Source organism: Streptomyces sp. NPDC020731 (genome assembly GCF_044334705.1).
Classification (GTDB): domain Bacteria; phylum Actinomycetota; class Actinomycetes; order Streptomycetales; family Streptomycetaceae; genus Streptomyces.
The window spans coordinates 72,468-84,428 of record NZ_JBIRTN010000014.1; the positions used below are offsets into that span (position 1 = coordinate 72,468).

Annotated in this window: 12 protein-coding genes; 11 read left to right on the top strand and 1 reads right to left on the bottom strand. The window is 72.1% G+C overall.

What is annotated here, in order from left to right; translation table 11 throughout:
• Positions 1-144: 144 nt before the first annotated feature.
• Positions 145-2,343 carry an elongation factor G-like protein EF-G2 gene (locus tag ACH4VX_RS22195; RefSeq protein ID WP_398369373.1) on the bottom strand — a complete coding sequence of 733 codons (2,199 nt, stop codon included), beginning with the start codon at positions 2,341-2,343 and terminating at the stop codon, positions 145-147.
• A gap of 507 nt (positions 2,344-2,850) precedes the next feature.
• Here ACH4VX_RS22195 and pgsA point away from each other — a divergent pair.
• From pgsA to yajC, 11 genes are all read left to right on the top strand, one after another.
• Positions 2,851-3,522 (top strand): phosphatidylinositol phosphate synthase, encoded by a 672-nt coding sequence (pgsA, locus tag ACH4VX_RS22200; protein WP_398369374.1) that lies wholly within the window; start codon positions 2,851-2,853, stop codon positions 3,520-3,522.
• A complete protein-coding gene (locus tag ACH4VX_RS22205; protein WP_398369376.1) occupies positions 3,519-4,460 on the top strand; it encodes a phosphatidylinositol mannoside acyltransferase in 942 nt (313 codons plus the stop codon). Before pgsA ends, ACH4VX_RS22205 begins: the two co-directional genes overlap by 4 nt.
• Positions 4,457-5,620: a glycosyltransferase family 4 protein gene (locus tag ACH4VX_RS22210; RefSeq protein ID WP_398369377.1), complete on the top strand. Its 1,164-nt coding sequence runs from the start codon at positions 4,457-4,459 to the stop codon at positions 5,618-5,620. Before ACH4VX_RS22205 ends, ACH4VX_RS22210 begins: the two co-directional genes overlap by 4 nt.
• A gap of 142 nt (positions 5,621-5,762) precedes the next feature.
• Positions 5,763-6,305, top strand: a complete 543-nt coding sequence (locus tag ACH4VX_RS22215; RefSeq protein ID WP_398369379.1) for a hypothetical protein — start codon at positions 5,763-5,765, stop codon at positions 6,303-6,305.
• Between the two features lie 141 nt (positions 6,306-6,446).
• Positions 6,447-7,358 (top strand): pyridoxal 5'-phosphate synthase lyase subunit PdxS, encoded by a 912-nt coding sequence (gene pdxS, locus ACH4VX_RS22220; RefSeq protein WP_398369381.1) that lies wholly within the window; start codon positions 6,447-6,449, stop codon positions 7,356-7,358.
• 7 nt (positions 7,359-7,365) lie between these two features.
• Positions 7,366-7,974: a pyridoxal 5'-phosphate synthase glutaminase subunit PdxT gene (gene pdxT, locus ACH4VX_RS22225; RefSeq protein WP_398369382.1), complete on the top strand. Its 609-nt coding sequence runs from the start codon at positions 7,366-7,368 to the stop codon at positions 7,972-7,974.
• 48 nt (positions 7,975-8,022) lie between these two features.
• A complete protein-coding gene (locus ACH4VX_RS22230; RefSeq protein ID WP_398369384.1) occupies positions 8,023-8,775 on the top strand; it encodes a YebC/PmpR family DNA-binding transcriptional regulator in 753 nt (250 codons plus the stop codon).
• A 202-nt stretch (positions 8,776-8,977) separates the two neighbouring features.
• Entirely contained in the window at positions 8,978-9,544 is a 567-nt protein-coding gene (gene ruvC / locus ACH4VX_RS22235) for a crossover junction endodeoxyribonuclease RuvC (RefSeq protein WP_398369386.1), read from the top strand.
• Positions 9,541-10,146 carry a Holliday junction branch migration protein RuvA gene (ruvA, locus tag ACH4VX_RS22240; RefSeq protein WP_398369387.1) on the top strand — a complete coding sequence of 202 codons (606 nt, stop codon included), beginning with the start codon at positions 9,541-9,543 and terminating at the stop codon, positions 10,144-10,146. The genes ruvC and ruvA overlap by 4 nt, the downstream gene beginning before the upstream one ends.
• A 27-nt stretch (positions 10,147-10,173) precedes the next feature.
• Complete coding sequence (gene ruvB, locus ACH4VX_RS22245) at positions 10,174-11,247, top strand: Holliday junction branch migration DNA helicase RuvB (protein ID WP_398369389.1); 1,074 nt, start codon at positions 10,174-10,176, stop codon at positions 11,245-11,247.
• A gap of 165 nt (positions 11,248-11,412) precedes the next feature.
• A complete protein-coding gene (yajC, locus tag ACH4VX_RS22250) occupies positions 11,413-11,913 on the top strand; it encodes a preprotein translocase subunit YajC (RefSeq protein WP_398369390.1) in 501 nt (166 codons plus the stop codon).
• Positions 11,914-11,961 lie beyond the last annotated feature (48 nt).

The window sequence follows — 11,961 nt, forward strand, 5'->3', positions numbered from 1 at the left end:
CTTCAGCGTATCCGTACCCACTGTCGTCCGTCGGCGGACGGCCGAAGCCGTCCGCCGCTACGGAGTGAAGCATTCCGAAGTCGCCCCGGTGCGAGGCGCGTACGCGGGCGCCCGCCGGTTCTCGCCGGGGGCGCCCGGAGCCGACTACGAGGCGGTACGCGACTCTTCCTTGACCCGTTCCGCCACTTGCGGCGGCATGGGTTCGTGCCGCGCGTAGCGCCGGCTGAAGCGGGCGGTGCCGTGCGAGAGGGAGCGCAGGTCGACGGCGTACCGGCCGATCTCGATCTCCGGGACCTCGGCCTTGATGAGGGTGCGTCCGTCGGGCGACTGCTCGGTGCCGAGCACCCGGCCGCGCCGGCCGGACAGGTCGCTCATCACGGGGCCGACGTAGTCGTCGCCGATCAGGACGCTCACCTCGGCCACCGGCTCCAGCAGATGGATCCTCGCGTCCGAGGCCGCCTCCCGCAGGGCCAGCGCGCCGGCCGTCTGGAACGCGGCGTCGGAGGAGTCCACGGAGTGCGCCTTGCCGTCCAGCAGGGTCACCCGCACGTCGATGAGCGGATGCCCCGCGGCGACCCCCTTGACGGCCTGGGCCCGTACGCCCTTCTCGACGGAGGGGATGAACTGGCGCGGCACCGCGCCGCCGACCACCTTGTCCACGAACTCGATGCCCGAGCCGTTCGGCAGCGGCTCCACCTCGATCTCACAGATGGCGAACTGTCCGTGCCCGCCGGACTGTTTGACGTGCCGGCCGCGTCCGGCGGCCTTGCCGCCGAAGGTCTCCCTGAGCGACACGCGGTGGGGCACGACGTCGACCCGGACGCCGTAGCGGCTGCGCAGGCGTTCCAGGGCCACGTCCGCGTGCGCCTCGCCCAGGCACCACAGCACCACCTGGTGGGTGTCCTGGTTCTGTTCCAGCCGCATCGTCGGATCCTCGGCCACGAGCCGGGACAGACCCTGCGAGAGCTTGTCCTCGTCGGGTTTGCTGTGCGCCTGGATGGCCAGCGGCAGCAGGGGATCGGGCATGTCCCACGGCTCCATGAGCAGCGGGTCGTCCTTGGCGGACAGGGTATCCCCGGTCTCCGCGCGGCTGAGCTTCGCCACGCACGCGAGGTCGCCCGCGATGACGTGGGAGACGGGCCGCTGCTGTTTGCCGAACGGCGTGGACAGGGCGCCGATCCGCTCGTCGACGTCGTGGTCCTCGTGGCCGCGGTCGGCGAGTCCGTGTCCGGAGACGTGCACGGTCTGGTCGGCGCGCAGGGTGCCGGAGAAGAGCCGGATCAGGGAGAGCCTGCCGACGTACGGGTCGGAGGAGGTCTTCACGACCTCCGCGACCAGCGGGGCGTCCGGGTCGCACGGTTTCAGCTCGCGCGGCCTGCCGTCGACGGTGGTCACGCTCGGGGTGCCGTGCTCCAGCGGGGTCGGGAAGCCGCCGGTGATCAGCTCCAGCAGTTCGACCGTGCCGAGTCCCTGGCGTGCGCCGTCGGCGGCGGGCGCGGCGGCCAGGACGGGGAAGAACGCCCCGCGCGCGACCGCCCGCTCCAGGTCCTCGACGAGCGTCCCGACGTCGACCTGCTCGCCGCCGAGATAGCGGTCCATGAGGGTCTCGTCCTCGCTCTCGGCGATGATCCCCTCGATGAGCCGGCCGCGGGCCTCCTCGATCAGCGGCAGCTGGTCCTCGCCGGGCTCGGACTCCTTGCGCTCGCCCGTGGAGTAGTCGAACAGCTTCTGCGACAGCAGTCCGGTCAGACCCGTCACGGGCGCGTGCCCGTCGGGTCCCTCCGGACCGTGCAGAGGCAGGTACAGCGGCAGGACGGCGTCGGGGTCGTCGCCGCCGAACGTCTCCGCGCAGACGCGGGTCATCCCCTCGAAGTCCGCGCGGGCCGCCTCCAGGTGCGTGACGACGATGGCGCGCGGCATGCCGACCGCCGCGCACTCGTCCCACACCATGCGGGTCGAGCCGTCCACGCCGTCCGAGGCCGAGACGACGAAGAGGGCCGCGTCCGCCGCCCGCAGACCGGCCCTGAGTTCCCCGACGAAGTCGGCGTATCCGGGGGTGTCCAGAAGATTGACCTTGATGCCGTCCCATTCGAGGGGCACCAGGGAGAGCTGTACGGAGCGCTGCTGCCGGTGCTCGATGTCGTCGTAGTCGGAGACGGTGCCGCCGTCCTCCACGCGGCCCGCCCGGTTCACCGCCCCCGCGGTCAGCGCGAGAGCCTCCACCAGAGTCGTCTTGCCCGATCCGGAGTGGCCGACCAGCACCACATTCCGTACGGACGTGGGGTGGTCGGCCGCCTGCGCCCTGCCGGCGGCTCCGGGGTGTGTGTGCGCCTTGTCGCCCATGGTCCTGCCTCCCGTGCACGGTGAGGTCACTGTGGGCGCGGACCCGCGGAATCCGCGTGCGGTGCGGCTCCGGCGACGCCCGCGGTCCTTCGAGCTTTCCACTCCCGTCACGGTGCGTCCATACGAAGGACGTGATCCCGGCGTCCGGCCCTGCTCACGGCGGTCCGGACCGCGCCGCCGGACCGGCCCCGGCCGGCGGGCCGAGCCGGAGGGAACCGGCGGCGCCCCGCGGCCCGGGTGAGCGGGGACGAGGGGGTGCCCTCGCGTGAGCGTGGGGGAGCCGGGGAGCGGCGGCAACGCGGCCGGGGCACCGCCCACGCCCTTCAGGCGGCGGGGGAGCGCGGGCCGGGTCCCGTGTCCGCGGCACGGTCCGCCGGACAGGCCCCACCCCCGCCCGCGCGTGGGCGTACGGGTGCCCCGCCGTCGCCCCCGCGCGGGCGTGGCTACGATTGGGCCCGCCGGGTGGCCAGCAGGGGCCACGCGGCCCCACCGACCGTCGGGAAGGCCATGCTGAACAAGTACGCGCGTGCATTTTTCACGCGTGTCCTCACACCGTTCGCCGCGTTTCTCATCCGGCGGGGGGTCAGCCCGGACACGGTCACACTCATCGGCACCGCCGGTGTGGTCGCGGGCGCGCTGGTCTTCTACCCCATGGGCGAGTTCTTCTGGGGCACGGTCGTGATCACGCTGTTCGTGTTCTCCGACCTCGTCGACGGCAACATGGCCCGCCAGCTGGGCCGCTCCAGCCGCTGGGGGGCCTTCCTGGACTCCACCCTGGACCGGGTCGCCGACGGAGCGGTCTTCGGCGGCTTCGCCCTCTGGTACGCCGGGGACGGCGACAACATCGCCCTGTGCGCGGTGTCGATCTTCTGCCTGGCCAGCGGCCAGGTGGTGTCGTACACCAAGGCGCGCGGCGAGTCGATCGGCCTGCCGGTCGCCGTCAACGGGCTGGTCGAGCGGGCCGAACGGCTGGTGGTCTCGCTGGTCGCGGCCGGTCTGGCGGGCCTGCACGCGTTCGGCGTGCCCGGCATCCAGTACCTGCTGCCGGTCGCCCTGTGGATCGTCGCCGTCGGCAGCCTGGTCACGCTGATCCAGCGGGTGGTCACCGTGCGCCGCGAGTCCGCCGAGGCGGAGGCCGCGGAGCGGCAGGAGGCCCAGGGGAGCGAGGCCGCGAAGTGAGCGCCCCGGAGCGGCTGGCCGACGCCCTGTACGGCGTCGGCTGGGGTACCGTCAAGAAACTCCCCGAGCCCGTCGCCGTGCGCCTGGGGAGGACCGTCGCCGACCTCGCGTGGAAGCGGCGCGGCAAGGGCGTGCTCCGGCTGGAGAGCAACTACGCGCGCGTCGTGCCGGACGCGGGACCGGAGCGGCTGGCCGAACTCTCCCGCGCGGGGATGCGGTCGTATCTGCGTTACTGGATGGAGTCCTTCCGGCTGCCCGCCTGGAGCGCCGAGCGCGTCGCGGCCGGCGTCGACGTCAAGGACCTCCACCACCTGACCGACGGCATGGCGGCCGGCAGGGGCGTCGTGGTCGCGCTGCCGCACCTCGCCAACTGGGACCTCGCCGGAGCCTGGGTCACCACGAAGCTCGGCATACCGTTCACCACCGTCGCCGAGCGGCTGAAGCCGGAGACGCTGTACGACCGTTTCGTCGCCTACCGCGAGGGCCTCGGCATGGAGGTGCTGCCGCACAGCGGCGGCTCCGCCTTCGGCACCCTGGCCCGGCGGCTGCGCGACGGCGGACTGGTCTGTCTGGTCGCCGACCGCGACCTGTCCGCCTCCGGTGCCGAGGTCGACTTCTTCGGCGAGACCGCCCGGATGCCGGCCGGACCCGCCCTGCTCGCCCAGCAGACCGGGGCCCGGCTGCTGCCGGTGACCCTCTGGTACGACGACTCGCCGGTGATGCGGGGCCGGGTCCATCCGCCGGTCGAGGTCCCCGGGTCAGGTACGCGCCCCGAGAAGACGTCTGCCATGACACAGGCGCTGGCCGACGCCTTCGCCACGGGGATCGCCGACCATCCGGAGGACTGGCACATGCTGCAGCGCTTGTGGCTGAGGGACCTCGACCCCGCGCGGGACCCCGCGACGGCCCCCGAGCAGGACCGGAAGGGAACTCCGTGAGGATCGGCATCGTCTGCCCGTACTCCTGGGACGTGCCGGGAGGCGTCCAGTTCCACATCCGTGACCTGGCCGAGTACTTCATCCGGCTCGGCCACGAGGTGTCCGTCCTCGCCCCGGCCGACGACGACACCCCGCTGCCGCCGTACGTCGTCTCGGCGGGCCGCGCGGTGCCGGTGCCGTACAACGGGTCGGTGGCCCGGCTCAACTTCGGCTTCCTGTCCGCCGCGCGGGTACGGCGCTGGCTGCACGAGGGCGCCTTCGACGTCGTCCACATCCACGAGCCGACCTCGCCCTCGCTCGGCCTGCTGACCTGCTGGGCGGCCGAGGGGCCGATCGTCGCCACCTTCCACACCTCCAACCCGCGCTCCCGCGCGATGATCGCCGCGTACGCGATCCTCCAGGCCGCCCTGGAGAAGATCAGCGCGCGGATCGCGGTGAGCGAGTACGCCCGCCGCACCCTCGTCGAGCACCTGGGCGGCGACGCGGTGGTCATCCCGAACGGCGTCGACGTCGAATTCTTCGCCAAGGCCGAGCCCAGACCGGAGTGGCAGGGAGACACCATCGGCTTCGTCGGCCGGATCGACGAGCCCCGCAAGGGCCTGCCGGTGCTGATGAAGGCCCTGCCGAAGATCCTCGCCGCCCGGCCGCAGACACGGCTGCTGGTCGCCGGGCGCGGCGACGAGAAGGAGGCGGTCGAGTCGCTGCCCAGGGAGCTGCGCCCGCGCGTGGAGTTCCTCGGCATGGTCGGCGACGAGGACAAGGCCCGCCTCCTGCGCAGCGTCGACCTGTACGTGGCGCCCAACACCGGCGGGGAGAGCTTCGGCATCATCCTGGTCGAGGCGATGTCGGCGGGTGCGCCGGTGCTCGCCTCCGACCTGGACGCGTTCGCGCAGGTCCTCGACCGGGGAGCGGCGGGCGAACTGTTCGCCAACGAGGACGCGGACGCGCTCGCCCGGACGGCCGTACGGCTCCTGGAGGACCCGGAGCGCCGCGCGGAGCTCCGCGAACGCGGCAGCGCCCACGTCCGCCGCTTCGACTGGTCGACGGTCGGAGCGGACATCCTGTCGGTCTACGAGACCGTGACGGCGGGCGCGGCGGCGGTGGCGACGGACGACCGCGCGACGGGCCTGCGGGCCCGGCTGGGCCTGGCACGGGACTGAGCGCAGGACAGCCGGCCCGTCATGGGGGTCCCCCCGCCCGAGCGAAGCCGGGAGCGGGGAAATCCGGGGACGAGGCCGTCCGGGCCGGGAGGGGGTCCGGGGGCGCGGCCCCCGGAGGGCGCCCCCGGTAGCCTTGCCGCCCGTGACCGCAACCCTCATCTGGATCCTCGTCGCCCTCGTCGCCATCGGCCTCTATCTGAGCTGGACGGCGGGACGCCTGGACCGGCTGCACGCCCGTATCGACGCGGCACGGGCCGCGCTCGACGCCCAGCTGCTGCGCCGTGCCTCCGTGGCCCAGGAACTGGCCACCTCGGGCGTGCTCGACCCCGCCGCGTCGATCGTGCTCTACGAGGCCGCGCACGCCGCGCGGCAGGCGGTCGAGGAGCAGCGCGAGGTCGCCGAGAGCGAGCTCAGCCAGGCACTGCGCGCGGTGTTCGGCGACGCGCAGCAGGTGGACGCGGTCAGGGAGGCACCCGGGGGAGAGGAGGCGGCCCTGGAGCTCGCCGAGGCGGTGCGCAGGGTGCCGATGGCCCGCCGCTTCCACAACGATGTCGTACGGGCGGCACGGGCGCTGCGACGGCACCGCAAGGTGCGCTGGTTCCGGCTGGCCGGACACGCGCCCTTCCCGATGGCCTTCGAGATGGACGACGAGCCGCCGGCCGCCCTGATCGAGCGGGCCCCATAACGGCGGGATCCGGCCGCACGGCCGGACCGCCGTCGACCGAAAAGGATCCACCGGCTTCCCATTGGCCCTTGCTGTGGACTGGTCCGTTCACGTTTCCTCGGTGCTGCAGAAACCCCCTCCTTCCCCTCAGCGAGGTCATTCGTGTCCAGCACGCTCTCCGAAAACCAGGGTCCCGAGACCGGCACCGCCCGCGTGAAGCGCGGCATGGCCGAGCAGCTCAAGGGCGGCGTGATCATGGACGTCGTCACGCCGGAGCAGGCCAAGATCGCCGAGGACGCGGGCGCCGTCGCCGTCATGGCCCTGGAGCGGGTCCCGGCCGACATCCGCAAGGACGGCGGCGTGGCCCGCATGTCCGACCCGGACATGATCGAGGGCATCATCGGCGCGGTCTCCATCCCCGTGATGGCCAAGTCCCGCATCGGCCACTTCGTCGAGGCCCAGGTGCTGCAGTCCCTCGGCGTCGACTACATCGACGAGTCCGAGGTCCTCACCCCGGCCGACGAGGTCAACCACTCCGACAAGTGGGCCTTCACCACCCCGTTCGTCTGCGGTGCCACCAACCTGGGCGAGGCCCTGCGCCGTATCGCCGAGGGCGCGGCCATGATCCGCTCCAAGGGCGAGGCCGGCACCGGCAACGTCGTCGAGGCCGTCCGCCACCTGCGCCAGATCAAGAACGAGATCGCCCGCCTGCGCGGCTACGACAACAACGAGCTGTACGCCGCCGCCAAGGAGCTGCGCGCCCCGTACGAGCTGGTCAAGGAGGTCGCCGAGCTGGGCAGGCTCCCCGTGGTCCTCTTCTCCGCCGGTGGCGTGGCCACCCCGGCCGACGCCGCGCTGATGCGCCAGCTCGGCGCCGAGGGCGTCTTCGTCGGCTCCGGCATCTTCAAGTCCGGCGACCCGGCCAAGCGCGCCGCCGCCATCGTCAAGGCGACCACCTTCTACGACGACCCGAAGATCATCGCGGACGCGTCCCGCAACCTCGGCGAGGCCATGGTCGGCATCAACTGCGACACCCTCCCCGAGACCGAGCGCTACGCCAACCGCGGCTGGTAACCCCCTCATGAGCGACGCACTCGTCATAGGCGTCCTGGCCCTCCAGGGCGACGTACGGGAGCACCTCGTCGCCCTGGCCGCGGCCGACGCCGTGGCCAGGCCGGTCAGGCGCCCCGAGGAACTCGCCGAGGTCGACGGCCTGGTCATCCCCGGCGGGGAGTCCACGACGATCTCCAAGCTGGCGGTTCTCTTCGGCCTGATGGAGCCCCTCCGCGCGCGTGTGCGCGAGGGCATGCCCGTCTACGGCACCTGCGCCGGCATGATCATGCTGGCCGACAAGATCCTCGACCCGCGCTCGGGCCAGGAGACCGTCGGCGGCATCGACATGATCGTGCGCCGCAACGCCTTCGGACGGCAGAACGAGTCCTTCGAGGCCGCGGTCGACGTCAAGGGCGTCGAAGGCGACCCCGTGGAGGGCGTCTTCATCCGCGCCCCCTGGGTGGAGTCCGTCGGCGCCGGGGCCGAGGTGCTCGCCGAGCACGGCGGCCACATCGTCGCCGTCCGCCAGGGCAACGCGCTGGCCACGTCGTTCCACCCGGAACTGACCGGCGACCACCGTGTGCACGGCCTCTTCGTCGACCTGGTACGCGCGTGCCGGGCGGCCGAGTCCTTGTAGGATTCCTGCGTTCGTTGCAGAGATGGGTTACGCGAAGGAGACAGGCAGATGTCCGGCCACTCTAAATGGGCCACGACGAAGCACAAGAAGGCCGTGATCGATGCCAAGCGCGGCAAGCTCTTCGCGAAGCTGATCAAGAACATCGAGGTCGCCGCGCGTATGGGCGGTGTCGACCTGGAGGGCAACCCCACCCTCTACGACGCCGTTCAGAAGGCCAAGAAGCAGTCGGTGCCGAACAAGAACATCGACTCCGCCATCAAGCGCGGTGGCGGTCTCGAGGCCGGTGGCGCCGAATACGAGACGATCATGTACGAGGGTTACGGTCCGAGCGGTGTCGCGGTGCTCATCGAGTGCCTCACCGACAACCGCAACCGCGCCGCCTCGGACGTGCGCGTCGCGATGACCCGCAACGGTGGCTCCATGGCCGACCCGGGTTCGGTGTCCTACCTGTTCAACCGCAAGGGCGTGGTGATCGTCCCCAAGGGCGAGCTGACCGAGGACGACGTCCTCACCGCCGTCCTGGACGCGGGTGCCGAGGAGGTCAACGACCTCGGCGAGAACTTCGAGGTGCTCAGCGAGGCCACCGACCTGGTCGCCGTGCGCACCGCTCTGCAGGACGCCGGGATCGACTACGACTCCGCCGAGGCCAACTTCGTCCCGACCATGCAGGTCGAGCTGGACGAGGAGGGCGCCAAGAAGATCTTCAAGCTCATCGACGCGCTGGAGGACAGCGACGACGTGCAGAACGTCTTCGCCAACTTCGACGTGAGCGACGAGATCATGGAGAAGGTCGACGCGTAACGCCGCCCGCGTGCAGACGATTCCGGCGGGCCCGTGGGGGCATGTCCCTCACGGGCCCGCCGCGCCTGTCAGTGGCAGCCGTTAGCCTGGCGTACGTCAAAGATCACCGTCCCCGGGCCGCGACCATCGATCGAGGAACCCGGCGGCGATCGACCAGGTCCGCGGGAGCGGCGGCGGTTCAGCCGCAGAGGGGAGCCGGCGCGTGCGCGTACTGGGAGTGGACCCGGGACTGACCCGGTGCGGTGTCGGCGTCGTGGAGGGTGTTGCCGGCCGGCCGCTCACCATGCTCGGCGTGGGCGTCGTCCGCACGCCGGCGGACGCCGACCTCGGCCACCGCCTCGTCGCCGTCGAGCAGGGCCTCGAACAGTGGCTGGACGAGTACCGGCCCGAGCTCGTCGCCGTGGAGCGCGTCTTCAGCCAGCACAACGTGCGTACGGTGATGGGCACCGCCCAGGCCAGCGCCGTCGCCATCCTGTGCGCCTCCCGCCGCGGCATCCCCGTCGCCCTGCACACGCCCAGCGAGGTCAAGGCCGCCGTCACCGGCTCGGGCCGCGCCGACAAGGCCCAGGTCGGTGCCATGGTCACCCGCCTGCTGCGGCTGGACGCGCCGCCGAAGCCCGCCGACGCCGCCGACGCCCTCGCGCTCGCCATCTGCCACATCTGGCGCGCCCCCGCGCAGAACCGGCTCCAGCAGGCCGTCGCCCTGCACGCCTCGAAATCCCCCCGCGCACCACAAGCCCCGCACGCATCGAAAGGCCGTACGGCATGATCGCCTTCGTCAGCGGCACGGTCGCCGCCCTCGCCCCCGACGCCGCGGTGGTCGAGGTCGGCGGCGTCGGCATGGCCGTCCAGTGCACGCCGAACACCCTGTCCACGCTCCGCGTCGGCAAGCCCGCGAAACTCGCCACCTCCCTCGTCGTCCGTGAGGACTCCCTGACCCTGTACGGCTTCGCCGACGACGACGAGCGCCAGGTCTTCCAGCTGCTCCAGACCGCCAGCGGTGTCGGCCCCCGGCTGGCCCAGGCGATGCTCGCCGTGCACACCCCCGACGCCCTGCGCAGAGCCGTCGCCACCGGTGACGAGAAGGCGCTGACCGCGGTACCCGGCATCGGCAAGAAGGGCGCCCAGAAGCTGCTCCTCGAGCTCAAGGACCGTCTCGGCGAGCCGCTCGGCGCCCCCGCCGTCGGCGCACCGGTCACCAGCGGCTGGCGCGACCAGCTGCACGCCGCCCTGATCGGCCTCGGATACGCGACCCGTGAGGCCGACGAGGCCGTGTCCGCCGTGGCGCCCCGGGCGGAGGCCACCGAGGGCACCCCGCAGGTGGGGCAGCTGCTGAAGGCGGCCCTGCAGACGCTGAACCGCGCCCGATAGCCCGTACCGAGAGCCGAGGCACCCCCTATGAACTGGGACGACACCACCGACACCGACGCCACCGGCGAGCGGCTGGTGGACTCTGTCGCCGACCGTGAGGACCAGGCCGTCGAGGCCGCCCTGCGCCCCAAGGACCTGGGCGAGTTCATCGGCCAGGAGAAGGTCCGCGAGCAGCTCGACCTCGTGCTGCGCGCCGCTCGCGCGCGCGGTGCGACCGCCGACCACGTGCTGCTCTCCGGAGCCCCCGGACTCGGCAAGACCACCCTCTCGATGATCATCGCCGCCGAGATGGAAGCCCCCATCCGCATCACCTCGGGCCCCGCCATCCAGCACGCCGGCGACCTCGCGGCGATCCTCTCCTCCCTCCAGGAGGGCGAGGTCCTCTTCCTCGACGAGATCCACCGCATGTCCAGGCCCGCCGAGGAGATGCTCTACATGGCGATGGAGGACTTCCGCGTCGACGTGATCGTCGGCAAGGGCCCCGGCGCCACCGCCATCCCCCTCGAACTGCCCCCCTTCACCCTGGTCGGCGCCACCACCCGCGCCGGTCTGCTGCCGCCCCCGCTGCGCGACCGCTTCGGCTTCACCGCGCACATGGAGTTCTACGAGCCGGCCGAGCTGGAGCGGGTCGTCCACCGCTCGGCGAGTCTCCTCGACGTGGAGATCGACCCGCGGGGCGCCGCGGAGATCGCCGGCCGCTCCCGCGGCACGCCCCGTATCGCCAACCGCCTCCTGCGCCGCGTCCGGGACTACGCGCAGGTCAAGGCCGACGGACTGATCAACAAGGACATCGCCGCAGCCGCCCTCGCCGTCTACGAGGTCGACTCCCGGGGCCTCGACCGGCTGGACCGGGCCGTCCTCGAGGCCCTGCTCAAGCTGTTCGGCGGCGGACCGGTCGGCCTGTCCACGCTCTCCGTCGCGGTCGGGGAGGAACGTGAGACCGTGGAAGAGGTTGCCGAACCCTTCCTCGTACGGGAGGGCCTGCTCGCCCGCACCCCGCGCGGGAGGGTCGCCACCCCGGCGGCATGGGCGCATCTCGGCCTCACGCCGCCCCGCTCGGGGGCCCCCGGAAACGGACAAGGGAACCTGTTCGGGGCGTGACGGTGAGGGCGGTGGCCCAGGCAGGAACCCCGGTGCCATGCTGAGCGTTGTTCCCTGCGCGCGGACTCGCTTAGACTCCGCCGATGCCACCCTTGTCGGCGGCAGTACATACCCCCAACCATCAGGCCGTTCACCATCGCGGTCGTGTGAAGGAAGTTCCGACCCGTGAGTCTCCTGACCCTCCTCCCGTTCATTGTGCTCATCGGGGCCATGTTCCTGATGACCCGGTCGGCCAAGAAGAAGCAGCAGCAGGCCATCGACATGCGGAACCAGATGCAGCCCGGTTCCGGCGTCCGCACCATCGGGGGCATGTACGCCACGGTCAAGGAGGTCAGTGAGGACACGGTCCTTCTCGACGCCGGCCCGGGTGTGGACCTGCTGTTCGCCAAGAACTCGATCGGTGCCGTCCTGACCGACGAGGAGTACAACCGCATCGTCCACGGCATCGAGCACGACCTGAAGTCCGACGCCGACGTCGTCCCCGACGACGCCTCCTCCCTCACCGAGACCGACGACTCCTCCGACGCTGCCGCCGCCTCCGACGACACGCCTGTCGACCTCGGCAAGAAGGACGCGGCCGGCGAGCCGGCCGACGCCGACACCGCCGACGAGGCGAAGGCGGACGCACAGTCGAAGAAGTCCGACGGCGACTCCGACGCGAAGTAGTCGTGTCCCGGGGCGCGCGGGTGCTGCCCGCGCGCCCCGGGACATGCC